20 protein-coding genes and 1 CRISPR repeat array are annotated in these 23,795 nt (G+C 70.0%); of the genes, 9 read left to right on the top strand and 11 right to left on the bottom strand.

What is annotated here, in order from left to right; translation table 11 throughout:
• Positions 1-119 precede the first annotated feature (119 nt).
• Together O7610_RS08080 and fxsT are read left to right on the top strand one after the other, a co-directional pair.
• Positions 120-1,031, top strand: coding sequence for a Rossmann-like and DUF2520 domain-containing protein (locus O7610_RS08080; RefSeq protein WP_475052568.1), 912 nt, complete (start codon positions 120-122; stop codon positions 1,029-1,031).
• A 25-nt stretch (positions 1,032-1,056) separates the two neighbouring features.
• On the top strand, positions 1,057-2,799 hold the full coding sequence (gene fxsT, locus O7610_RS08085; protein WP_289212947.1) for an FxSxx-COOH system tetratricopeptide repeat protein: 1,743 nt from the start codon (positions 1,057-1,059) through the stop codon (positions 2,797-2,799).
• Here the strand turns inward: fxsT and O7610_RS08090 are convergent.
• Positions 2,768-3,661, bottom strand: a complete 894-nt coding sequence (locus tag O7610_RS08090; RefSeq protein WP_281553035.1) for an IS982 family transposase — start codon at positions 3,659-3,661, stop codon at positions 2,768-2,770. The genes fxsT and O7610_RS08090 overlap by 32 nt on opposite strands.
• A 13-nt stretch (positions 3,662-3,674) precedes the next feature.
• Between O7610_RS08090 and O7610_RS08095 the strand changes: the two genes are divergently transcribed.
• Positions 3,675-4,520 (top strand): tetratricopeptide repeat protein, encoded by an 846-nt coding sequence (locus O7610_RS08095; RefSeq protein ID WP_289212948.1) that lies wholly within the window; start codon positions 3,675-3,677, stop codon positions 4,518-4,520.
• Between the two features lie 321 nt (positions 4,521-4,841).
• Here the strand turns inward: O7610_RS08095 and O7610_RS08100 are convergent, their stop codons facing one another.
• Positions 4,842-5,606, bottom strand: coding sequence for an SDR family NAD(P)-dependent oxidoreductase (locus O7610_RS08100; RefSeq protein WP_289212949.1), 765 nt, complete (start codon positions 5,604-5,606; stop codon positions 4,842-4,844).
• A 20-nt stretch (positions 5,607-5,626) separates the two neighbouring features.
• Between O7610_RS08100 and O7610_RS08105 the strand changes: the two genes are divergently transcribed.
• On the top strand, positions 5,627-6,031 hold the full coding sequence (locus O7610_RS08105) for an ArsR/SmtB family transcription factor (RefSeq protein ID WP_289212950.1): 405 nt from the start codon (positions 5,627-5,629) through the stop codon (positions 6,029-6,031).
• Between the two features lie 103 nt (positions 6,032-6,134).
• Positions 6,135-8,164: a CRISPR direct-repeat array (repeat unit 37 nt; unit sequence GTTGCGATCCTCGCCGGACCCGGAGGTCCGGCGCAGC).
• A 200-nt stretch (positions 8,165-8,364) separates the two neighbouring features.
• On the opposite strand, the gene O7610_RS08110 is transcribed toward O7610_RS08105, so the two are convergent.
• Both O7610_RS08110 and O7610_RS08115 read right to left on the bottom strand, forming a co-directional pair.
• Positions 8,365-8,562: a DUF397 domain-containing protein gene (locus O7610_RS08110; RefSeq protein WP_289212951.1), complete on the bottom strand. Its 198-nt coding sequence runs from the start codon at positions 8,560-8,562 to the stop codon at positions 8,365-8,367.
• Complete coding sequence (locus O7610_RS08115) at positions 8,525-9,472, bottom strand: helix-turn-helix domain-containing protein (protein ID WP_289212952.1); 948 nt, start codon at positions 9,470-9,472, stop codon at positions 8,525-8,527. Before O7610_RS08115 ends, O7610_RS08110 begins: the two co-directional genes overlap by 38 nt.
• 289 nt (positions 9,473-9,761) lie before the next feature.
• On the opposite strand from O7610_RS08115, the gene O7610_RS08120 reads away from it, so the two are divergent.
• Both O7610_RS08120 and O7610_RS08125 read left to right on the top strand, forming a co-directional pair.
• The gene (locus tag O7610_RS08120; RefSeq protein WP_281555132.1) at positions 9,762-9,983 is read left to right on the top strand and encodes a hypothetical protein; all 222 of its coding nucleotides are present in this window, start codon (positions 9,762-9,764) and stop codon (positions 9,981-9,983) included.
• 11 nt (positions 9,984-9,994) lie between these two features.
• Positions 9,995-10,960, top strand: a complete 966-nt coding sequence (locus O7610_RS08125; RefSeq protein ID WP_289212953.1) for a hypothetical protein — start codon at positions 9,995-9,997, stop codon at positions 10,958-10,960.
• Here the strand turns inward: O7610_RS08125 and O7610_RS08130 are convergent.
• Entirely contained in the window at positions 10,938-12,077 is a 1,140-nt protein-coding gene (locus tag O7610_RS08130) for an AbfB domain-containing protein (RefSeq protein ID WP_289212954.1), read from the bottom strand. The two genes, O7610_RS08125 and O7610_RS08130, sit on opposite strands and share 23 nt — an antisense overlap.
• A gap of 427 nt (positions 12,078-12,504) precedes the next feature.
• On the opposite strand from O7610_RS08130, the gene O7610_RS08135 reads away from it, so the two are divergent.
• The 3 genes from O7610_RS08135 to O7610_RS30600 all read left to right on the top strand — a co-directional run bounded on the left by O7610_RS08135 (position 12,505) and on the right by O7610_RS30600 (position 17,149).
• Positions 12,505-15,501 (top strand): hypothetical protein, encoded by a 2,997-nt coding sequence (locus tag O7610_RS08135; protein ID WP_289212955.1) that lies wholly within the window; start codon positions 12,505-12,507, stop codon positions 15,499-15,501.
• 231 nt (positions 15,502-15,732) lie between these two features.
• Positions 15,733-16,122: a hypothetical protein gene (locus tag O7610_RS08140; protein WP_282230977.1), complete on the top strand. Its 390-nt coding sequence runs from the start codon at positions 15,733-15,735 to the stop codon at positions 16,120-16,122.
• A complete protein-coding gene (locus O7610_RS30600; RefSeq protein ID WP_353850338.1) occupies positions 16,109-17,149 on the top strand; it encodes a T3SS (YopN, CesT) and YbjN peptide-binding chaperone 1 in 1,041 nt (346 codons plus the stop codon). Before O7610_RS08140 ends, O7610_RS30600 begins: the two co-directional genes overlap by 14 nt.
• A 73-nt stretch (positions 17,150-17,222) precedes the next feature.
• Here O7610_RS30600 and O7610_RS08150 read toward each other — a convergent pair whose 3' ends face one another.
• The 6 genes from O7610_RS08150 to O7610_RS08175 form a co-directional block, all read right to left on the bottom strand.
• Positions 17,223-17,813, bottom strand: a complete 591-nt coding sequence (locus O7610_RS08150) for a copper resistance CopC family protein (protein ID WP_289212956.1) — start codon at positions 17,811-17,813, stop codon at positions 17,223-17,225.
• The gene (locus O7610_RS08155) at positions 17,798-18,412 is read right to left on the bottom strand and encodes a hypothetical protein (protein ID WP_289212957.1); all 615 of its coding nucleotides are present in this window, start codon (positions 18,410-18,412) and stop codon (positions 17,798-17,800) included. The genes O7610_RS08150 and O7610_RS08155 overlap by 16 nt, the downstream gene beginning before the upstream one ends.
• A 155-nt stretch (positions 18,413-18,567) precedes the next feature.
• The gene (locus O7610_RS08160) at positions 18,568-19,722 is read right to left on the bottom strand and encodes a mechanosensitive ion channel family protein (RefSeq protein WP_281567341.1); all 1,155 of its coding nucleotides are present in this window, start codon (positions 19,720-19,722) and stop codon (positions 18,568-18,570) included.
• 32 nt (positions 19,723-19,754) lie between these two features.
• Positions 19,755-20,834: a potassium channel family protein gene (locus tag O7610_RS08165; protein ID WP_289212958.1), complete on the bottom strand. Its 1,080-nt coding sequence runs from the start codon at positions 20,832-20,834 to the stop codon at positions 19,755-19,757.
• A 19-nt stretch (positions 20,835-20,853) separates the two neighbouring features.
• The gene (locus O7610_RS08170) at positions 20,854-21,168 is read right to left on the bottom strand and encodes an antibiotic biosynthesis monooxygenase family protein (protein WP_289212959.1); all 315 of its coding nucleotides are present in this window, start codon (positions 21,166-21,168) and stop codon (positions 20,854-20,856) included.
• A gap of 28 nt (positions 21,169-21,196) precedes the next feature.
• The gene (locus O7610_RS08175; protein WP_502959082.1) at positions 21,197-23,662 is read right to left on the bottom strand and encodes a phosphoketolase family protein; all 2,466 of its coding nucleotides are present in this window, start codon (positions 23,660-23,662) and stop codon (positions 21,197-21,199) included.
• Positions 23,663-23,795: the final 133 nt, after the last annotated feature.

Below are 23,795 nucleotides of genomic sequence, written 5' to 3' on the forward strand. Positions count from 1 at the left end.
GCCTGATCCGAGCGCCCCACCTGCGGTCGCTGACGCACCCTACCGACGTCCGGTACGGTGTTGCCGAATGTAACTCGGGGGCTACTCGCCGCCGATCATGAACTCGGTCGAAGCGAGGGATGCAAGTGCCGACGATGATGGACCGGCCGGTCGGTGTCATCGGTGCCGGTCGGGTCGGCACCGCTCTCGGACTGGCGCTGGTCCGCGCCGGATACGAGCTCGTCGGGGTCAACGCGAGGTCCGAGGCGTCCCGCCAGCGGGCAGCCGACGTCCTTCCTGGCACCCCGCTGCGGGACGTGCCCACGCTTGCCAAGAGCGCCGGCATACTCCTGCTCTCCGTCACCGACGACGCTATCGGATCGGTCGCCGCCGAATTGGCGGATGGCGGCCTGCTCCAACCGGGGCAGATCGTGCTGCATGTCAGCGGTGCGTGCGGTTTGGCGGTTCTCGCACCGGCGACCGAGGCCGGTGCCGTGCCGCTCGCCGTCCACCCGGCGATGACCTTTCCTGGCCTCCCGACCGATGCCGACAATCTGGCCGGTCTGGCGTACGCGGTCACCACCCGACCGCATGACCGGCCGCTCGCCGAGGAACTGGTGCGCGATGTGGGGGGCGTTCCGGTGTGGATCGCCGACGAGGACCGTACCCTCTACCACGCCGCGCTGGTCCTCGGTGCGAACAACCTCATCACCCTGCTGGCCGCGGCGATGGAGGCACTGATGGCAGCCGGCGTGCCGGACCCCGGGTTTGTGCTGGCCCCGCTGGTGCGTGCCTCGATGGAAAACGCCCTGCGGCACGGCGACCAGGCGTTGACCGGGCCGGTACGCCGTGCGGACGTCGGAACGATCGAGGCTCACCTGCGGGCGCTGCGCGATCGTGCGCCCCACCTACTGCCGGCGTACCTCGATTTCGGACTCAACACCGCGCGTCGATCCCGGCGGGCCGCGCTGAACGAGGCGGGCCGGCTCGACGAGGTTATCGCGTTACTGGAAGCAAGATCGGCCGAGGCCCGCGACGATATCGACCGGTGAACGGCCCGCTGCGGTGGGCGGCACGATGAGACGCCGTCGTTGGAGCGTCCGCCCGGGGCGGCGGCTCGACCCGCAGCTGTCGGCATCCGGGATCGTCTGCGTCGTAGCGGCGATCGCAGCCGGCGGGGTGGAGATGCTCGGCGTCCGCATCCCGGTTGTCGACTCGCCGGTACGCCAGTTGCTGCTCGCGGGGTTGGGGCTCGCGCTCGTGGTGGCGTCGGCGTTCGTGACGACACGCGACATTGCAGCGGAGGAGATGACGATGGCGACCGACCGGGTACCGCTTCCGCCCAGCACGCCACGACCGAAGCTCACCCCTCGGTTCACCGGCCGGGCCGGGCTTCTCACTGAGATGCACGAGTCGCTGACCGAGCAGCGACGGTTGGCCCTAGCCGGGCTCGGCGGAGTCGGCAAGACCCAACTCGCCCTCGCGTACGTGGAGAACTACCGGTCCGAGTACCCGGTCGTCTGGTGGCTACGGGCGGAGAACCGTGTCACGCTCGACGACGACTTTCTCGGGCTGGCCGGCGCGCACGGATTGCCGGTCGATCCGGCGAGTCCGCAGCCCCAGCAGGTCGACGTCATCCGGCACTGGTTGGAGGAGCGCGACAGCTGGCTGCTGGTCTTCGACAACGCCGAAGCAGAGGAACTGGTCGACGACTACCTGCCACAGCGGCGGTCCGGGCACGTCCTCGTGACCACGAGGAACCAGCACTGGCGCAACGCCGCCGTCATCATCGTGCCGCCGTGGAAGCGGTCGGAATCCGTCGCGTTTCTGGCGCCGCCGGCCGGCCAGCGCAACGACGCCGACGCGCTCGCCGCCTTCCTCGGCGATCTGCCGCTGGCCCTCGACCAGGCATCGTCTTACATGCAGGAGACCTCGACGTCGATCCGTGACTACCTGGATCTGCTGCGTTCACGCACCGCCGACGTACTGGCTCTCGGCTCGCTGTCCAACTATCCGCGCACGGTGGCGTCCACTTGGCTGACGGCAGTGGCGACGATCCGCAAGGAGTTGCCGATCGCGCAGGAGTTGCTGAACCTCTGCGCTTTCCTGAGCCCGGAGGGTATCCCGCACACCATGCTGCGGTGGTCGCCGGACCATCCACGCCGGCTGCGTCCCCTGCATGACGACCGGATCGTCTACAACCAGGCGGTCAGCATCCTCAGCCGGTACTCGCTGCTACAGGCGAGCCCGGACGGCCTGACCGTACACCGGCTGGTGCAGACGTTGGCCCGGCAGTCGCTGACTGCCGCTGACCGTCGGCGCTGCGCGGGCATCGCAGCGATCTATGCCGAACACGCGCTGCCACTCGATGTCACGGCAGCTGATAACTGGCCGGTCTGTGACACTGTCGTCCCGCACGCGCTCGCCGCCGCCAGACACGCCGCCGAGCACAATGTCGCGCTCCGCCAGGTGGTCTCGCTGTACGCCCGGGTCGGCGAGTATCTCCGAATCCAGGGGCAGTACGCGCAGGCCCTCGGCGTCCTGGGCGCGGCCACGGACATTCTGCGCCGGCCGCACGACTTCGCCGCTCCCGACCTGCCGGAGATCCTGACCCGCACCGGAATGGCGCTACGGGCGAGCGGACGACTTCCGGAAGCGCTCGCCGCGCTCGATGAAGCCATCCAGTTGGGGGAAGCCAACCGCGGCCAGGATCATCCCCGGTTGGCGGTCACCCTCAACGCCGCCGGTACGGTCCTGCGGGGCCTAGACGAGTTGTTCCGAAGTCCCGTCAGTGGTCGTAGGCGATCAGGGACCGGGTGACGGGTGCGCCGGTCTTGTTGTTGTGCCAGATCGCGGCGGCCATCGCGAGGAGTCGCTGGGCCACCCGTACGGCGACGCCGACGAAGGTCCGCCCACCGTGTTCCTCAAGATCAAGCTGGCCCTTGAGGGTGTCGTTGACCGACTCGATCAGCTGCCGGACCTTCTTGAGCATCGGTTCGCCGTAGCGGGCCTTCTCCCGCTTGCGTGACGGGCGTAGCAGGGTGATGCCCTGGTCGGCGAGTTCCCGCTCGAGTGGTCCGGACGCGAAGCCCTTGTCGCTGATCAACAGGATGCCGTCGTGTTCGGCGACGACACCGGCCTCGACCTCCAGCATCGCGGCGAGGACCTCCCGCTCGCCGATCTTCGGGTTCGCCAGGGCCCACAGGATCGGCATCCCGGTCGGGGTGCAGACCAGGTACAGGCGCAGTCCCCAGAAGAACCGGGAGTGGGAGGCGCAGTAGCCGTATCCGGCCCAGCCGGCCAGGTCCGAACGTTGCACGGTGGGGCGGGACATGCCGCACGGCACCGGGGTGGAGTCGACGATCCAGTGGTTGTCGAACCAGAAGTCGCTGTCGCGGGCCAGGTTCCGGATCGTCTTCTTGATCAGCGGGAGGGCGGCGCGGAGCCGTTTGTTGTAGCCGGGCCGCTGCGGTAGGTAGGGGAACATGCCGGCCAGGTGGACCCGGGCGTAGCGGATCCAGTGGGCTTCGGAACGGGCGCCGAGCAGGACCTGCGCCACGGCCAGGCAGACCAGTTCGGAGTCGGTCAGCAGTGGTGGTCTGCCGCGCCACCGGGGCGTGCGGATGCTGTCGTCGATCTTCACGTACAGTGCGGTCAAGAGGGTGTCCAGGTCTTGCGTCACAACATGATCTTGGATGCCCTCTCCTCATGCCCGGACATCGACCCCTGACTTCGGAACTACTCGTCTAGGTTCGCTCAGCAAGGCGCGGGACTACCACCTCCGGGCGCTGACGATCCTGGAGCGCGCGCTCGGCGGGGATCACCCCGCCTGCGCGACGACGCTGAACAACCTCGGCAACGTGGAACGGCAGGCCGGCGACGCTGACGGCGCAGTTCACGCGCACGAACGCGCTGTCGACATCCGGCGGGCCCATTTCGGGGTCAGCCACCCCGACGTCGCCACCTCGCTGAACAACCTGTCGAACGCGTACGCCGACGCGGGGAACTTCGCTGCTGCCCGCCGCTGCGCCGAACAGGCAGTCGAGATCGACACCGAGACTCTGGGCACCCGGCATCCTGCCCTGGCCGCCGACCTGATCAACCACGGTGTGATCCTGCACGAACTGGGCAGGTCAGAGGAGGCAAGCCAGGTGCTGGAGCAGTCACTTGGCATCTACGAAAAGGCGTTCGGTGCCGCCCACCCGGACGTTGCCGTGATCCTCAACGACCTCGCCGCCGTCCGCCAAGCGTTGGGCGAGCCGGAACAGGCAAAGGACCTACTCGCTCGCGCGGCTTCCATCCTGGACACGGCAGCCGTCGCCGACCCCAGCCTCGCAGCAGTGCTACACAACCTGAGCAGAGCGTGCGCAGCGGTCGGCGACAGCGCCGGCGCTGCGGACGCCCTCCGACGCAGCCAGATCATCCGAGCCAAGCCAGCGGTCGCCGACCCACCTGCCGGTGCCGGGGTGATCGGCGCGTCCTGGCTGCTGCGGCTCGACAAGGATGTCGCCACCGTCGAGTTCGACTTCGACCTGCAGTAGACCCGCCGAACGCCACGCGCTCGCCGGAACCAGCCGGCAGAGTGAGCCCCACGAGCTATGAGGAACTGCGTCGGCGGGTGGCTGATGAGGGCGGGGTCATCGGTACGACTGCACAGGTGCTGCGGGACATCGAGGGCGCTGGGCGACTCGGCTCGACTGTACGTGCCGAGATCAGTCAGAAGCTTGAAGCGTACGGACTGCGGTTGACGGGCTCACGTCCGGCGTTGCGATCCTCGCCGGACCCGGAGGCCCAGCGCAGTGTCCACACTAATCAACGCATTCGACGAGCACTTGCGCGGGTCACCGGCGCTGGTCCGGGTGTCAGGTGAGTTCGAGGCCACCGTCGATGGTGAGGATCTGTCCGGTCAGCCAGGTGGCGACGGGGTCAGCCAGGCGGAGGACCCATGTGGCGACCTCGTCGGGCTCTCCCCGACGGCCGAGCGGGATCCGTCCGGCCTCGTCTTGCTTGATCTGGTTGAGCACCGGTTCGGGGAGGCCGGCGGCGGTCAGGGCCTCGCTCTCGGTGGGGCCGGGGGCCAGGGCGTTGACTCGGATTCCTGTGGCTGCTAGTTCCAGTGCCCAGCATCGGGTGAGCTGTTCCAGGGCGGCCTTGGAGGCGGCGTAGTGGGCGATGCCGGGTGCCGGGCGGTGCCCGTACGTGCTGGAAAGGTTGATGATCGACCCCTGGGTCTGCTGCAGGTAGGGCAGGGCCGCGCGAGCGAGCAGGCTGGGCGCGGTGACGTGAAGATCAAATAGGTTGGCGATGCCGTGCGTAGTTGCGTCGGCCAGCGGCATGATCGTCGTGGCACCGGCGTTGTTGACCAGTACGTCGACCCGATCCCATCGGTCAACGGCGGCGTCGATGACTGCCTGGGGTGCGTGTGCGGCGCGGATATCGGCGGGGAGCACGGCGATGCGTGGGTGCTGCTGCGCGGTGGTGTTCAGCGCGTCTTGACGGCGCCCGACGCCGAGGACGTGCGCGCCGGCCTCGGCGAATGCGATCGCGGTCGCGCGACCGATTCCTGATCCCGCTCCGGTAACGATGGCAACACGGTCCGCAAACTTTCCGCTGACATTGGATTCCATCAGCACACACCCTTCATTCGATGTTCGTAGAACGTCGAACAAGCTACCATGTCGTGGTGAAGGAAGCGCGGCACCCGGATCCCGGGGAGATGGTTCTCACTGAGGTGATGGCGGCACTGAGTGACCCGATCCGGGTTGGGCTGGTCCGGTTGCTATCCGACGGCCAGGAACGCGGCTGGGGAGCGCTGCGAGTCCCGGTCTCCAAGTCGACGTTGAGCCACCACCTACGGGTGCTGCGGGACGCAGGGCTTACCCGTACCCGGCAGGAAGGCACTCGGTGTTACGTCGTCCTGCGCAGCGAGGACCTGCACACCCGCTTCCCCGGCCTCCTGGACGCCGTACTAGCCGCTGCGGACAGTGAGGACGTAGGCAGCCAGGTAGGTCTAGCGACCGACGGCAGCCGAGTAAGGCAACCGCGCAGGTAGACCCTGACCAGGGCTCGGCGCGAAGCGCAGGCCACGTCGATGAGTGTCGCGTTGGACACGCTACGCAGCCTCCGCGCAGGATGATTCAGCGCTAATGCGCGTAGTTGCGATCCCCGCCGGACCCGGAGGTCCGGCGCAGCGGGTGGCGTACCGCTGCTGTTCGGCCGCGACGCGGGGTTGCGATCCTCGCCGGACCCGGAGGTCCGGCGCAGCGACATCCGTGCTCGACGGGATTCAGGCGATCGCGCCCGTTGCGATCCTCGCCGGACCCGGAGGTCCGGCGCAGCTTGGAGTAGTGCACCGATCCGCCGCCCGGAGCGGTGTTGCGATCCTCGCCGGACCCGGAGGTCCGGCGCAGCCCGCCCGCGTCCAGCTGGCGGAGGCGTATGCCGGCGTTGCGATCCTCGCCGGACCCGGAGGTCCGGCGCAGCACCCACTGACTGGATCATGCTAGGTGCTGGTTGCATGTGTTGCGATCCCCGCCGGACCCGGAGGTCCGGCGCAGCTCATCGGACCGGAGACATGGACGCATCTGATTACCCGGTTGCGATCCTCGCCGGACCCGGAGGTCCGGCGCAGCGCCGGCCACCCCGTACGGGGAGTCGCGCCGGCTGGCGTTGCGATCCTCGCCGGACCCGGAGGTCCGGCGCAGCGACCACGGTCGCGGCGACGCACCCCCACCGAGGGCCGGTTGCGATCCTCGCCGGACCCGGAGGTCCGGCGCAGCATCCAAATCGTCCGATCCATTCTGTGCGACTTGGAGACGGTTGCGATCCTCGCCGGACCCGGAGGTCCGGCGCAGCCAGGGAGGAGGGCATGTCCGGCGGCGATGACTGCCCCGTTGCGATCCTCGCCGGACCCGGAGGTCCGGCGCAGCTCGCTCGATCCCGACTCGGATGGCGTGCTCTCGATCGTCGTTGCGATCCTCGCCGGACCCGGAGGTCCGGCGCAGCGGTCTCTGAAGCCCTAAAGGCCCCCCATCGCACCATGGTTGCGATCCTCGCCGGACCCGGAGGTCCGGCGCAGCACGCCGCTGGCCTTCATCGCCTGCTGGGCGGCGCCGACGTTGCGATCCTCGCCGGACCCGGAGGTCCGGCGCAGCCGGGATGGGCTCTCGCCCTCGTGCCACAGCCGCAGGTTGCGATCCTCGCCGGACCCGGAGGTCCGGCGCAGCGCTGAGCCGGCCGGCCTCCGTGTCGGTGGCGGTGGTGTTGCGATCCTCGCCGGACCCGGAGGTCCGGCGCAGCTCAGGTGGTTCTCTAGCTTCGGCCACGCCTTGGCTAGGTTGCGATCCTCGCCGGACCCGGAGGTCCGGCGCAGCAACCACACCCGCCAACATGAGCTCCGCCGCCTGACGGTTGCGATCCTCGCCGGACCCGGAGGTCCGGCGCAGCGATGGCGAGCACGTTGACCTTCGCGCTTCGGCCCATGTTGCGATCCTCGCCGGACCCGGAGGTCCGGCGCAGCAGGCGGTGACCACGTCGTCCAGGTCGTACGTGGAGATGTTGCGATCCTCGCCGGACCCGGAGGTCCGGCGCAGCCAGGATCAGCACCACGGCCAGCAGCACCAGCACGATGTTGCGATCCTCGCCGGACCCGGAGGTCCGGCGCAGCCTGGTGTTCGAGGTCGACGCCGGCCATGGGCTGACGTCGTTGCGATCCTCGCCGGACCCGGAGGTCCGGCGCAGCGGCCTCGGCAACGGCGGCAAGTCGTACGACTACGCGGTTGCGATCCTCGCCGGACCCGGAGGTCCGGCGCAGCAGCCACGTCGGCCCGTTCGTGGTGTGCGACCCGGACCGGTTGCGATCCTCGCCGGACCCGGAGGTCCGGCGCAGCAGCAGCCGGACCTGGCTGCCCTTGACGGCGTTCGCGCCGTTGCGATCCTCGCCGGACCCGGAGGTCCGGCGCAGCGCTACGCTGTGCCGTAGCACCCGGGGCCCCTTGGGTGGTTGCGATCCTCGCCGGACCCGGAGGTCCGGCGCAGCACCAACGCGATCGGCAGTCCTACGACCAGCAGCAACACGTTGCGATCCTCGCCGGACCCGGAGGTCCGGCGCAGCAGTTGCCGGTGGAAGACCGGGCCGCCGACGTGTGGGTTGCGATCCTCGCCGGACCCGGAGGTCCGGCGCAGCGGCTCGCGAGCTGCAAGTATTCACCAATCACGATTGGCTTCGCGGTGCTCACGAGCAGTTTATGTCCCAATCGTAGAGGTTTGGCGGTTCGGAACCCCCCGCTTGGAGCGTGGTCACCGGAGGTTCCTAGATCAACTTCAGACGCCAGACTGCACGTTTGGTGACGGCTGGCCGGGTACAGCCAGCCGCCCCCAACAGTCTCAGCGGGCGTCAGGCGTGGGCAGGTGGGTGGTGAAGGTGGCCCACTGGGCGGGGGCGAAGGTCAGGACCGGGCCGGTCGTGTCCTTGCTGTCCCGTACGGCGATGACGTCGGGCAGGTTCGTCGCTACTTCGACACAGTTGCCCACGTTGCCGCTACGACTACTCTTGCGCCACGTGGCGCTGGCCAGGTCGACCACTGGAAAATGCCTCCAATGCTTCCTTGATCATCTCCCTCGACGAGGCTTCGTCAAGGGCTCGCCGGTCGAGATCCGCCCAGACCGTCTCGTAGGCGTGAATCTCGTCGGGCTTGTTCAGATAGAGCGCGCCGGTCAGGGTGTCGACGTACGCGATGGGCGGCTCGACAGGATCTCGGCTCAGTGGTGCGTTGGGAAAGGTCAGGATGCTGAAGGCGGAGTTCATCCCGCTGTGCGCACCGGTCGAGTAGGGCAGAACACGCACCGATACCGAGAAGCGCGCCGTGACGTCGAGCATGTGCTGCAACTGCTCGACCATCACGTCAACACCACCGACTGGCCGGCGCAGGACCGCCTCGTTGAGGATCACACGGAGATGCGGTGGACGTGGTGCTGATAGGAGTGCCTGCCGTTCGAGTCGGACGCTCACTCGACGCTCGATTTCCTCGTCACTGATAACGCCCTCCGGCATGCGCGTGATCGCCTCCGCGTAGGCACGCGTTTGCAGAAGCCCGGGAACGGCTTCCTGCTCGTACTGCCGGATCATGGCGGCGCTGTCTTCGAGGGAGACGTAGAGGCCGAACCAGGCGGGTAGGGCCGATTCGGTGTAGTCGTGCCACCAGGCACGCCTCGGGGCGTCGCGGGTCTCCCTGGTCATGGTGAGCAGGCGGTGGCGGGTCTCCGGGGAGACCCGGTAGAGGGTGCACATGGCGTCGACGTCGACGTCGCGGAAGCGGATCCGCGAGTCGCCGGCCTCGATGCGCCAGATGGTGGAGGAGCCGCGTTGCAGTGCTTGAGCTGCGGCGTCCTGGCTGATGCCGGCAGCCTCCCGCAACACGGTGAGCCAGCGGCCGATGTGTCGGCGGAGCAGGGTTGTGCCGATGGAGCCGGACAAATCGCTCGCCCCCTTCATCCTCTGTGGTGAGTGTAGTCACCAACGTGGCGGACAATCAACTGACGAGCGCCTTCATAATCGTGAAGGCGCTCGGCACTGAAATGATTGACCTCGACAAGGGGTTGCCCACGACGATAAGGGCGCATCGCGCCTTGTCTTATGCATGCGGTCCAACTTAGATAACTGATGCCGGTGCTGTCCATAGTCACCCGCCGCAGTCGGGAAACCCCCGTGACCGGCTGCGGCGGGCCTGGCGCATGCACTCCTGCCCGCACGATTAATTGATCTTCGCCCGGGAGGAAATGGAATGTCCACCGCCCTCGCGTTCATTGCCGCCGGCTTTGTGCTCGGCATTCCGCCGGGTCTGCTGCTGTGCCGGCTGCGGCGGCGCTGGTGCCCGGCCTGCGGGCAGACACTGCGCTGCCCCGACTGCGGCTCCCGGCAGTTCGTCACCTTCGACATCCGGCCGACGACCGGGCGGCGCTGGTCGCCCCGGGCGCGGTCGGCGACCCGGGCCGCCGGCCGGTGACCGTCGAGCACGTGGCGGCACGGCCGTCGTGGCGCTGCCGGGTGTGCCGGGCACCGTGGCCGTGTCAGCCGGCGAAGGCGCAACTCGTCGCCGCGTACGACCGGATCGGTCTGTGTATGTACGTGGCCGAGCGGTCCGCGGAGGCCGCCCTCGACCTGCCGGGGCTGACCCCGGCGGCGGCGTACGCCCGGTTCCTCGGCTGGGCGCGGGCCGCCACCCGTTCCGAACCTACTGGAGAGACCACGATGGAATCCGAGATGACCGTCCGGGACGCCGACGTCACCGACATCGCCGAGCTGTCGGCGCTGCTCGCCGAGGCGTTCGTGACCAACCCGGTGGCCGGCTGGCTGATCGCCGACGTGTCCAACCGGTACACCACGTTCCTGCGGCTGTTCGACGTCGAGTTGACACACGGGCTGACCCACGGCGTCGTGCACGTCGCCGGCAACCGGGAAGGGGTGGCCATTTGGCAGCCGTACCCGATGCGGTTGACGACGGTGACCGACCACGAGCGGGAGGTGCTCGGCGCGGCCGGCATCTACCGGCGGCGGGTCGCGCACCTGCGGGCGGTGCGTGACGAGCACCGGGCGGCGGCGTTGCGGCTGCCGGTCGGCCCGTCGGCCGGGCTGTCGGCGCGGTCGCCGGTGCGGTCGGCCGGGCCGACTGTCGGGCCGGCCGACGGGTCCGCGCCGGAGCCGGTGGTCGGCCACGAGCTGGTGTACCTGGCGGCGGCGCCGTGGCTGCGCCGCCGCCGCATCGGCGCGGCGCTGCTCGACCACCATCAGCGCACGTTGGACGCCGCCGGGTTGGTCGGGCACACCGTCACCGACGAGGAGTACGCCCGTGACCTGCTGGCGGTGCGCGGTTGGCGTACGCCCGGCCCTCGGCACCTCTCCCCCGGCGGGCCGCCGCTGTGGTCGATGCGCCGCGACCCCGGCACCCGGCCGATTCCGCCTACAACGGGGTACGGACGATGAAGGTGGCGTAGGACGCGTTGGCGCCTCTGCCGATCTCGGAGAGTTTCAGGTATCTGCCGTCGTGGTGCAGGTAGCGGTCCGGGTAGTTGTAGGAGCGCAGTGAGGTGTGCTGTCCGGTCAGTCCGGCGACCGGGCAGAAGGTGGCGTCGGCCCGGAACAGGGCGCTGCCGTCGATCCGGTGCAGGTAGAAGCGGAAGTTCTGGTGGCGCAGGTAGTAGCCGGGAAAGTTGACCGACTCCAGGGAGATGCAGCTCGACTTGGCCAGGCCGCGACGGACCACGAACGCGGCGTCGGCCTTGCCGCGCTGGTCGACGACGTCGACGCGGCCTTCGAACTCGAAGTGCCGCACCCGGCGGCCGGGCAGGTTGACCGGCTCCAGCCCGTACGTCCCGCCGACGGTCAGGGTGAGGTGCGCGGGGGCGGTCGGTTTCGGGTCCGGCTGGGGGTTGGTGGCCGGTGCGGCCGGGGTCGGCCCGCCGCCGGGTGCGTCGGTGTCGGGCGTGGCCGTGTGTACGCCGTCGCCGACCGGGCGAACCTGCTCAGCCCGGTCGGTCGGCTCTTCGCTCGGCTCACTGATCGGCTCGCCGCTCGGCTCTTCGGCCGGCGGTGCGGCGGATGTGCTGGCGCTCGGGGCTCCGGCGACGAACTCGCCCCGGATCGGCTCCTGCTGGGCACCCCGGTTGGTGGCCACGGTCGCGGCGATGACAGCGGCGGTGAGGACCGCGACGGCGCCGATGGCGGTACGCCGCGGCGGTCCCGTCGAGCGGTCGGCGTGGCTGACCGGCGCGGCGGGTAGGGCGTGGGTGCCGGGCGCCCTGCCGCCCGATGCCCTGCCGCCCGGGGCAGGGCGGTCGGCGGCAGGGCGGTCGGCGGCAGGGCGGTCGGCGGCCGATGTGCCGTCGGTGACTTCGCCGTCGATCGTCGAGGACGCCGACCAGCTGACCTGGCCGAGCCGGGCGGTGGCCAGAGTGAGTGGACTGTCCGCCGGTGGCCGTGGCCAACGCGGGGCGGAGCCGGCCCGGCGGGGCAGCTCGCCGCCGGACGTCGGCTGGCCCTCGGGCGACGCGAGCCAGCGCCCGACGCGCGGCGGATCCTGCTGGGTGTCCTCGTCGGACATCGGTCATCCCACCTCCGGCTCACAGCCCGTCCTGGCCCTGTCACTGCGTCGCGGCGCATACATTCTCATTTCGCCCGCATGGTGCGCCAGTACCCGGAGCCACCGAGTTGTGTCACTTCGACAAGGCACCAGACCCCAACCACCACAGTTGCCACTCTTGGTAGTCGACTTATGACACACGGTCGCGACCGGTCGAGCTTCCCGCCGTCGACGGCCGCTCAGACCCTCCCGGAAACCTCACTCGATATGACTGAATGTAGGCATTGACCCCGACGGTGCAGTTCTTCAAGGAATACGACATCCACACTGTCACGGATCTGCCAGAAAACCATTTCTCACAATTGTTTGCTTGACAGCTTCTCGAGGTGCCTGAACCATCGAGATCTGGTGAGTCCACTGTCACCAACCCCACAGGGAGAGGAACTCGATGAGTCCCGGCACCAACGGATCGGCGACCCCGACCAGCACCACCTCCACGGTTTCACCGACCACACTCGATGGGCCGACCCCGAAGGACCTGTTGCCCGCCAGCGGCGACCATCCGGTGGAGATCGTGCAGTACCAGACCGTCGTACTGACCGACATTCCGGGCGCGAAACAGTACCCGGAGTTGGCCGGCGCGATCGACCTCGGGGAGGAGAATCTCCCGCTCTACGATCGCCCGGCACAAGGCATGATCGTCACCACCGAGCAGTCGTGGTCCGTGAAGGGCGTGACACTCGGCCGGCTCCTGCACAGCCTCGCGCTGGCACCCGGCGAGAGCACGAAGGTCGCGGTCATCGACTGGGAGCGCCGCACAGTCGGGACCGGCGCGGAGAAAACGACCGAAAGCGACGTACTGACCAGCGCGACCGACCAGAACCGGTCGATCAGCGAGCTGGCCAGCAGCATCGCCCTGGAGGAACAGCACGGATCGTCCAGCATGTCCCAGTCCAGCTCGTCGACGAGCGCGGGAATCAACGCGGGCATCGCGTTCTTCGGCGCCGGCATCGGTGCCTCGCTGAGCCACTCGACGAACAAGGGGGTCGCCACGTCGGTGGCCCGCTCGACCGGGCAGCGGGAGGTCGCCGCCGAGGCCGCCCAGCGGATCGACGCGCGGACCCAGCAGCTGGCGACCGCAGCACGCAGCCGGAACATGACCGTGGTACGGGAGACCTCACAGTCGGAGAAGGAGCAGGTCCTCACCCGGGTGGTCACCAACTACAACCACATGCACGCGATGTCGGTGCAGTACTACGAAGTCGTCCAGATCTACCAGGTGACCACCAAGCCGACCAAGCTGGAACGGTGTCTGTTCATCCCCCTCAAGGAGCTGCACTTCACGCAGAGCATCCTGAAGCGGTACTCGGACGCGCTGGCCGCAGCGGCACCCGAGGAATGGGCCAAGAAGATCCGCGGCGCGAACCCGTTCAGCGCCGCGGTCCGCAAACTCGACGGCTGCCCGGCCGCCAAGGCACCGACCACCCCGGCCACCCAGGGCGTGGAGTTGATCGACATAGCCGAGTCGAGCATGGGCGTCTACGGCGTACGCAAGTCCGACAGCGCACCGGTCCGGTACAACCCGGGCACCAAGAAGTGGGACGCAATGCCGACCAACGGGCTGGCCAGTGGCCGGTTGAAGGCAATCGCGCCGGGCAGGAGCGTGGTCTGGGCGATACAGGTGGAGAACGACTACTCCGTGGTGTTCGACGGAACGACCTGGAAGGTTCACCAGCCAAATTCCTCCGCGCACCACATCGCCTGCGGGCCGGACGACAGCGCGTACATGCTGGGCACCGACGACACGACCTACCGCCTTTCCGGGCCTGGCACCCTGACCGACCAGTTCAGGGTCAGTGGGATGAAGGACATCGTGGTGCTCGGCGCAAACAAACTCTGGGGCCGATTTCCGGACGGCAGGACGGAGGAACTCACCGACGAACCCGGCAGTCAGGGCTGGCAGAAGCGCACGCCCGCCACCAGCAGGTTGGCCCGGATGGTCGCGGCACCGGACGGTGCTATCTGGGGCGTCACGGAGGACAACACGCTGCTCGTCGTCAAGCCCGGCACGTCGACCTGGACGACGCCGCAGACGGCCAACGGTGCCCCGGTCGACCGGTTGCCCGCCGGTCTGCTGCACGCCCACCGCGGCATCCGGTACACCGTCGACGACCAGCCCAAAGCCGAGGCGGGCTCGGCCACCAGGATCGACGTCTGGTGGGACAGCGCCGGCATTCAGGCCGTCTCACTCAGCACGCCCGGCCAGACCTTCCGCTGCGGCGACACGCGTGGCTCCGGAAGCGCCGACAAGACCCACACCTTCGCCGCCGGCGACAAGCTGCTGTCGGTGAGCTACTGGACCGACAGCGCGGGCGGCAGCGGCTGCCTCACCGGGATGCGGCTGACCATGCAGTCCGGCGTGGTCGACTTCGGATCGGCGGTCGGCTCGACCACCCCGGCGGACTACACCGAGGACACCGGCGGTGCCATCCTGTGCGGCCTGCACGGGTCGACGCTGGTCACCCAGCCGTCGGAGGCGGCCGGCGCCACCCGCACCTACCTCACGGCGCTCGGGTTCCACGTACGCGGCGGAATGGTGTCGCAGGACGTCCTCGACCACCTCAACGACAACCGCCGGCACTACAGCCAGGCGGTCTGGGCCAACGCCGACGAGTTGACGCTCAGCCGCATCCTGGCCAACTACACGTACACCCCGCCGGGAGGCAAGGCCGACACGGTGCCGCTCGGGGTGCGGCTCGATCCAAAACCGGTCGCGGTGACCGGCAACTACCTCGGTTTCCGGTGGAACTTCGCCACCGAGGAGGAGCGCCTGGACTGGGTCAGCGCCCGCCGGGCGGCCAACCGGCCACACCCCTGCAGTCTCGGCCCCGAGGTGACGAGTGTCGTCGGCATCGCCACCAACGGCGTCTTCGCCGAGGCGGTCCTGGGCCGGTCCAACTCCGCCGAGAAGATCGACCTCACCCGGTTCTGGAACTGGAAGGACTCGCCGATCCCGATCCTGCCCACCGACATCGCCCCCGTCGCCACCGGCGGTCGGGCGCGGGACGTCGACGTCAAGGTGGCGGCCCTGGCCCCGAGCGAGGCCAAGCTCCAGGTGGTGCCGGCGTTGCCCGCCCCCACCGGAATGGACGCGACGCTGCGGACCATTTCATCCGCCAACCTGTTCCGCGACATGAGCGGGATGTCCGAGATCAGCCAACTTCTCAGCAAGGGCCTGGAGTTGGCGGGCGGCAACGACCAGGCCGCCGCCCAACGCGCCAGCGACGCGATGAAGACGGCAACCGAGCACATGCAGAAGATGGCGCAGATCGCCGTCGAAGCCATCTCGAAGGCCGTGCCCGCCGGTCAGGTCGCCGACAGCGTCAGCGCTCTCGGCGGACTGCTGAACCAGGGTCCGAAGAGCACCAGCGACGCCGACGACTGACCGACGCCGTGCACAGACAGCGGTAACGGGGCGGCCGGGCCAACTGGCTCGGCCGCCGCGGCGTCCGGTGCCGGCAGCACCGCACGTACATCGGCGGCCGGATCGATGTTCGCCGGGTTCGTTGCCCGGCTCGGTTACCGTTGCGAGAGTGACCGGTCGACTCACGGTAGCGAGGTCGATCAGGTCGGTCCCCGCACGTGAACGGGCGACCACGATCAGTAGAGTGGGGACGTGCCTCTGTGGATCGCAGCGACGTGGGGACTGGTCGGCAGCGTGGTCGCCGAAGCGCTCAATCTCTACGCCATGATGCGCCCGACCACCGAGTCGAAGGGGCGTTGGCAGTGGCCGTGGCGTACCCGGGCGGACCAGCCCATCATCATCTTCGCCGTCACGTTGCGGGCCGTCGCGGGCACCGGGCTGGCCGCCGCAGCGGCGGCCGGTGGGGTGGCCACCACCGCGTTCGCGACGTTCGTCTTCGGCGTCGCCGCGCCGCTGTTCATCGCGCGGATGTTCGACCAGGTCCGGGTGGTGGACCGGGGCACGCCGCCGCCGTCGATCACGCACCGCCCCGCCGCCGACCTGGATTCACCTGTACGGGAGCCTGGCGATGAATGCCCGTGACGGTTTCCTGTCCCGGCTGGTCGCGGCGCTGGCCGCCCGTCCGGCCGAGACCACCACGTCGGTGCCGCTGCCGGCGCGGACCCGGCTGGCGGCGGCGCTCGCCGCCCGGCCGGTGGTCGGGCAGCCGGTCGACCCGCCCGCCGACGGTGCCGTCACCGGGGCTGCGGCCGGCGCGGTGTCCGCCGGGGACAAGCTGACCGGCCAGGTCAAGCTGGTCGTCGCGGAGCTGCTGAGGACCACCGTGGACCAGTTGCAGCTGGACTCCGACGGCGACATCGGCATCCGCGCCGGTTCGGCGATGATCCTGGTACGCGCGCAGGAGGACCCACCGCTGGTGGAGGTCTTCTCGCCGCTGCTGACCGGGGTGCAGCCGTCCGAGGCGCTGCTGCGGCGGTTGACCGAGCTGACCGTGACGATGCCGGTCGGCCGGATCTACTGCACCGGCGACACGGTGTGGGCGTCGATCCCGGTCTTCGGTGTCGACTTCCAGCCCACCCAGCTGCTGCTGGCGATCCGGGCGATGCTCCGCCTCGCCGACGACCTCGACGACCAGCTGCAGCGGGAGTTCGGTGGCAGCCGGGCGGCCGGACCGGAGTCACCGGGCATGGAGGCGTTGCCCGACCCGACCGGATACCTGCGGGACCTGGCGGCGGCCGGTGAGTCGCCGGCCGGGCGCATTCTGGTCGATCTGCTCGCCGACCGGGGGCATTTGGACCAGCTGCGGACCCTGGCGGCCAGCGGCGACTGGCATGCGGCGTCGCGGCTGGCGACCCTGCTGTACGCCCAGGGTGAGCAGGCCGAGGCGGAGCACTTCTGGCGGCTGGCGGCGGACAAGGGCGAGCCGTCGGCTCGGACCGAGCTGGCGACGGTGCTTGCCGGGCGGGGCGACGTCAACGAGGCGATCGCGTTGCTGCAGGCCGGGGTGGGCGCCGACGACTGGCACGGGGTGGGTCTGTTGGTGACCCTGCTGGCTCGGCAGGGTCGCGCCGACGAGGCGGTGGCGCTGCTGCGCGACCGCACGGGCTGAGCCCGGCTGGCAGGCGTCACCCGTAGCCCGGCAGGCCGGGCTGGGGCCGGCCGGCTACGGGTGACGTCGTCGGTCAGCCTGCCGGGCGTCGCTCGGCCCGGCGGCGGAGCAGCCAGCCGGCGAGCAGCATGACGAGCAGTCCGCTGCCGCCTGCCGCGACCCCGATCAGCACGGCCTGCAGCTGCCCGACGCCTCGGTCAGCCTGCCCGGAGCCGGCCGGCTCGGCCGCCGCAGCACCCGGTGCGGGCAGCACCGCTCGGGCACACTCGGCCGGGTCGGCGCTGTCGGTGCCGCCGGCGACGACCTCGAAGTAGAACTTGCCGCTGATCGCGTGCCCGTCGGCCGACGTCGCCTGGTAGTCGAGCGCGTGTACGCCGGTGGTCAGCGGGTCGACGGCGGCGCACAGGGTCTTCGCGTTGACCACGACCGCCTCCCCCACCGCGACAGCGGTGTCGTCGGGGCCGGTGACGGTGATCCGCCGTTCGCCGGTGCCGGACAGCGGGCCGAACGTCAACGCGATGGTCGCCACACCGGGGGCGACCTCGTCGCCCGGCCCGGGGGCGGCGGAGACCAGCTCGGTGTGCGCCCACGCGGGAGCGGCGAACGTGACCGCCGCCACCCCCGCGCAGGCCAGGGCCGTGGCGTGGCTCAGAAGTCGGCGCATGCCAGGCGGTTGTCCATGGTCTCCATCGGGTGGATGACCACCGACTTGGCGGCGTCGCCGACCTGCTGCTCGTTGGTGACGGTCGCGGTGCCGGTGCCGTCGGCGGCGGCGGTGAAGCCGAGGTGGACCTCGTTGGGCGGGGTCTCCGGGCCGCTCTCGTCGAACTTGAAGTGCGGTCCGCCGTTGTCGGCGGCGCACTCCTGGGCGTGCAGGTGGCCCATGTACTGTGCGCCGGGTTCCAGCCCGGTCATGGTGACGGTGACTGTCGTACCGTCGTCGGTCTGCGCCAGCCAGGCGGTCCCGGCAGCGTCGTCGGTGCCCGGTGGCCGGGTGTCGAGTAGGGCGAATGGGGCCTCCACGGCACCGTCGATCTGATCGGCCGGCGTGGCGGACGGGTCGTTCATCATCATCCCGTCCATCCCGTCCATCCCGTCCATCCCGTCGGACATCGCGGAGGCAGACGCCGACGGCTCCGTGGACGTGTCGGCGGCGTCGGTGGAGCTGGACGAGTCGTCGCCGCAGCCGGCGAGGACGCCGACCGCCGCGAAGCCGACCACCGCGAAAGCGGTACGCCAGCGGTCCGATCCGTTGATGTTCACGTGTCGTGTTCTCCCTGTTCGGATACGAAGGGTGGGCCGGCTACCGGGGCCACCCGGTAGCGGCGCTTGTCTCCCCGTTCGGGGTCTTCCGATAGTTGAGTCGGACATGGCGGCGCGGAAGTTCCCACCGGTTCGACCCCGTGGCGTAGGTGCTGCTAACGGTGGTCGGCGGACGAGTTCTGGTCACCGACGCCGGGGGTGGTCTCGACCGCAGCGGGGTCGGACAGGTTGACCCGCTGCAGCGGGGCCGCCGGGTGCGACGTACCACCGTCGTGGCCGCCGACCTCGGCGCGGACTCGGGGCCGCGACTGCGGATGCTGTTCCTGCACCCAGGCCACCAGTTGCTCTCTGACCAGGCACCGCAGGTCCCACAAGGCGGACGAGTTCGCCGCCGACACGAGCGCGCGGGTCCGGATGTTGCCGTCGGTGGCCCCGGTCACCTGCAGCCCGCAGACCCGGCCGTCCCACAGCGGCGCGGCTGCCTCCGACTCGACGATGCGGCGCAGTTCCTGACGCATCGACTCGACCGGCAGGCTCCAGTCGACGTCGATCTCGGCGGTGCCGAGCACCGACGACGCGGTCCGGGTCCAGTTCTGGAACGGCGTGGTGGTGAAGTAGTTCGACGGCAGGATCAGCCGGCGCTCGTCCCAGATCTTCACCACCACGTAGCCGAGAGTCATCTCCTCGATGCGGCCCCACTCGCCCTCGACGACGACCACGTCGTCGAGGCGCAGCGCGTCGCCGAAGGCGAGCTGCAGACCGGCGAAGATGTTGCCGAGGGTGCTCTGCGCGGCGAGCGCGGCAACCACACCGACCAGACCGGCGGAGGCCAGCACGCTGGCGCCGGCGGCTCGGGCCCCGGGGAAGGTGATCAGCATCGCGCCGACGGTGAGCACGCCGACGACGGCGAAGGCGACCCGGCGGATCACGGTGATCTGGGTGTGCGCGCGGCGGGCGGCGAGGTTGTCGTTGACGTCGATCGGGAATCGGCGCAGCGCGGTGTCGGCGGCCAGGCCGAGCAGGGTGGCAACCAGCCAGCCGCCGGTGGCGATGGTCGCCAGCAGGATCGCGTGCTGCACCGGCTCGTGCCAGCCGTTGGTGGTGGCGATCGGGATGGTGAAGCGGGCGGCGAGCAGCGCGGCGATGATCGCCGTCGGCCAGAAGGCGCGCCGGGAGATGTCGGTGAGCAGCGTGGAGCGGCGGCCCGCGAAGCGGAGGATGCGGTAGACGACGGTGACGGCGAGGGCCGCCGCAGCCGCCGATCCGATCACGATCGCGGCGCTGACCAGGGCGTCGGACACGTCCGACATCTCCTTCCCATCGGTTTGTCGGCAGCGGCCAGCTAATCACATTGACCGGTGCCGGCCGAGGACCGGTCGACGTCGCGCAGCGTCACCAACGGGGCGGACCAGCCCCGCAGACCGGCCAGGAACGGTACGGACCGGGCCAACACCACCCCGACCAGCCCGTCCCGGCTCGTCTTCTGGTCGTACCGGTCACCCAGCTCGGCGGCGAGCCGCGACTGCAGGCGCCGCAGCATCTGGTCGGCGTCGTCGTCGACGTCCAGGACCGTGTCGTTCAGGTAGCGGCGGGCAATTGTGTCCTGGGCGCGCAGCAACGCGTACGCCAGCTCTTCGGCCCGTGGTCCGAGACCACGCCAGGTGGCGCAGCGGGCGGTGAGCAGCGCGGCGACGGTCGCCTCGACGACATGTTCCAGAGCCGGTTCGAGGTCGTAGTCCGGCCGCCGCGGCCGGTAGGTGAGCGCCACCAACGGGTACCGCCGGACGGTGTCGTCGATCGCGCGCAGGTCGGCCGCCCAGTCCGCGCAGCGCTGCCGGGCGGCGTCGACCCCTTCGGCGGTCAGGCTGCGCACGATCAGCCCGACGCCGTCGCTGCCGCGGACCTGGTCGTGCACGGCGAGCGCGAACCGGTTCCGCACCGTCAACCCGGTGATCAGTTCGATCAGGTACGTCGCCAGCGCGGCGAACAACGCGAAGCCGAGCGCCGCGACGCACACCGCGAGCAGCTTCTGCGCCGAGGTGTCCGGGGTGAGGTCGCCGTAGCCGAGCACCGTGAGGGTGCCGGCGGAAAAGTACAGAGCGTCGTCGAAACCGGCCGGGCCGTAACCGGCGACCCGGTGGTAGCCGTCCAGGTGCGGCCACACCACCAACGCGACCCCGAACACCAGCGGCACGATCCAGGCCAGGAAGGTGCCGGTCACCAGCACCGGCCCGGCCCAGACCAGCAACGTACGCTCGGGTCGGCGACGCCGGTTCGCGGCGAACGACGACAGCCGCCACACCGACCGCCGGACCGCGCCGGCGAGCGGGCCCTCCGCGTCCGGGTGCAGGATCGTCAACCAGACGTCGACCACCACCACGGCGATCAACGCGCCACCCGGTACCGCCCACAGCCACATCATGTGGGCAGCTATACCCCGTTTACCGGGTTGTCGACTGCACGACCTCGAACTCGAGCAGGCTGGCGCCGGTCGCCACCGGCGGGCGGGGCCGTTCGCCGTCCCCGGCGGCGTGGGCCTGCCGGGCCGGGCCGGCCGCCCACGCCTGGTAGGCCTCCTCACTCTCCCAGCGGGTGTAGACGAAGTAGCGGCCCTCCCCCGCGACCGGGCGCAGCAGCTCGAACGCCAGGAACCCGGGCGCGTTCTCCACCGCCCCCTGGCGAGCGGCGAACCGCCGCTCCAGCTCGTCGCCGGCGCCGTCGGGGACCTCGATCGCGTTGATCTTCACCACTGCCATGTGGACAGCCTAGTCGGGGTACCCGCGCTCAGCCCTGGTTGGCCCAGTCACCGAGCGACCAGTCCCGCACCTCGGGCATGTCCTCCAGGTGCTCCACCACGTACGCCTCGTGCCGGGCCAGTTGCTGCTCGCACCAGACTTTCAGGTCGGCGGCACCGCGTGGCAGCCGCCGGGCGTTGTTGATCGCGTCCATCACCAGGTGGTAGCGCGACGCCCGGTTGCGGACCGTCATGTCGAACGGCGTGGTGGTGGTGCCCTCCTCGATGAAGCCCCGCACCCGGAACCGGTCGGCGTCCGGCCGGCCGTGCACCAGCTGGTGGATGGCCCCCGGGTAGCCGTGGAAGGCGAACACCACGTCGACCGAGTCGGTGAACAGCTCGGTGAACATCGTCTCGCTCATGCCGTGCGGGTGGTCCTTGGGCCGGGGCAGCCGCATCAGGTTGACCACGTTGACCACCCGGACCTTCATGCCGGGCAGCCGCTCCCGCAGGATCTGCGCGGCGGCGACCGTCTCCATGGTGACCACGTCACCGGCGCAGGCCAGCACGATGTCCGGCTCCGAGCTGCCGTCGTCGGTGCCGGCCCACTCCCAGATGTCCGCACCCTTGGCGCAGTGCTCGACCGCCTCGTCAATGGTCAGCCACTGCAGCTGCGGCTGCTTGTCGATGACGATCAGGTTCACGTACGACCTGGACCGCAGGCAGTGGTCGGCGACCGACAGCAGGCAGTTGGCGTCCGGCGGCAGGTAGACCCGCGACACGGTGCCCCGCTGGTTGAGCACCACCTGAATCAGCCCGGGCCCCTGGTGGGAGAAGCCGTTGTGGTCGTTACGCCAGGCCGTCGAGGTCAGCAGGATGTTCAGGCTCGGCACCTTGGCCCGCCACGGCAGGTGCGCCGCCTCCTGCAACCACTTGCCGTGCTGCACCGTCTGCGACGCGCTGACCATGGCGAACGCCTCGTAGGTGGCGAACATGCCGTGGCGGCCGGTCAGGTTGTAGCCCTCCAGCCAGCCGTGGCAGTTGTGCTCGGACAGCACCTCCATCACCCGGCCGTCACGGCTGATCGCCGTGTCTGTCGGATACACCTCCTCCATGAAGCCGCGGTCGGAGACCTCGAAGACGGCACCGAGCCGGTTGCTGTTCGTCTCGTCCGGGCAGAACAGCCGGAACCGGTCCGGGTTGCGGGTGTAGATGTCACGCATCAGCTCGCCGAGCTTGCGGGTCGACTCGGCGCGCAGCCGCGCCGGCTGCGGCACGTCGACCGCGTACTCGCGGAAGTCGGGCATGTCCAGGTCGCGGGTCAGCAGGCCGCCGTTGGCGTGCGGGCTGGCGCTCATCCGCAGGTCGCCGTCGGGGTTGACGCCGGTCACCGTCGCGGTCGGCGCGCCGTCGGCGCCGAACAGTTCCTCCGGGCGGTACGAGCGCAGCCAGGTTTCCAGGATCGCCAGGTGGTCGGCGTTGTCCCGGACGCCGGACAGCGGCACCTGGTGCGACCGCCAGGTGCCGGTGACGGTGACGCCGTCAACCTGCTCCGGGCCGGTCCAGCCCTTCGGCGACCGCAGGATGATCATCGGCCAGCGGGGGCGGGAGCCGTCCCAGTCGCCGCAGCGCGCGGCCTCCTGAATCCGGCGGATCCTGCCCCAGGCGTCGGCGAGGGCGGCGGCGAACCGCACGTGCATGCCGGGCAGGTCGTCGCCCTCGACCTCGATGACCTCGTACCCGTGGCCTTCCAGCAGCGAACGGACCTCGCCGCGGTCCTTGCGCCCCAGCACCGTCGGCCCGGCGATTTTAGCGCCGTTGAGATGCAGGATCGGCAATACGGCGCCATCGTGGGCCGGGTTGATGAACGAGACACCCTTCCAGGAGCCCTCCAGCGGACCGGTCTCCGCCTCGCCGTCACCGACCACGGCGATGGCCAGCAGGTCCGGGTTGTCCATCACCGCGCCGAAGGCGTGCACCAGGACATAGCCCAGCTCGCCGCCCTCATGGATGGAGCCGGGGGTGGTGACCGAGACGTGGCTGGGGATGCCGCCGGGGCTGGAAAACTGCCGGAACAGCCGCAGCATGCCGGCCTCGTCGCGGGTGACGTCCGGGTAGATCTCGGTGTATGTGCCCTCCAGGTAGCCGGCGGCCACCAGCGCCGGGCCGCCGTGGCCGGGGCCGGTGAGGTAGATCGCCTGCTGGCCGGTGTGCCGGATCAACCGGGACACGTGGGCGTAGATCAACGAAAGGCCGGGGCTGGTCCCCCAGTGGCCGAGCAGCCGCGGCTTGATGTGCTCCGGGGCGAGTGGCTCGCGCAGCAGCGGGTTGCCCCGCAGGTAGATCTGCCCGACGGTCAGGTAGTTGGCGGCCCGCCACCAGGCGTCCAACTGCGCCAGCTCGGCGTCGTCGGGCGCGGCGAGCACCCGCAGCAGCCCGTCGTCCGCGCCGGCGCGGCCGGCCCAGGTCGGGGTGCGCTGATCGGTCACGGCAGTCACGAGCGGATTCCTCCTCATCAGGGGGTACGTCCACGACCGATCGTAGGGGGGCCGCTGCGGTTTTTCCCGGGCTCCAGTGCCTGTCAGGCAGGGGCACAACGACCCTTGACATGCTCTGACCTGCCCCTGGCCGGCCGTTGACGCCGACACG

It is taken from the genome of Solwaraspora sp. WMMA2065 (genome assembly GCF_030345075.1).
Classification (GTDB): domain Bacteria; phylum Actinomycetota; class Actinomycetes; order Mycobacteriales; family Micromonosporaceae; genus Micromonospora_E.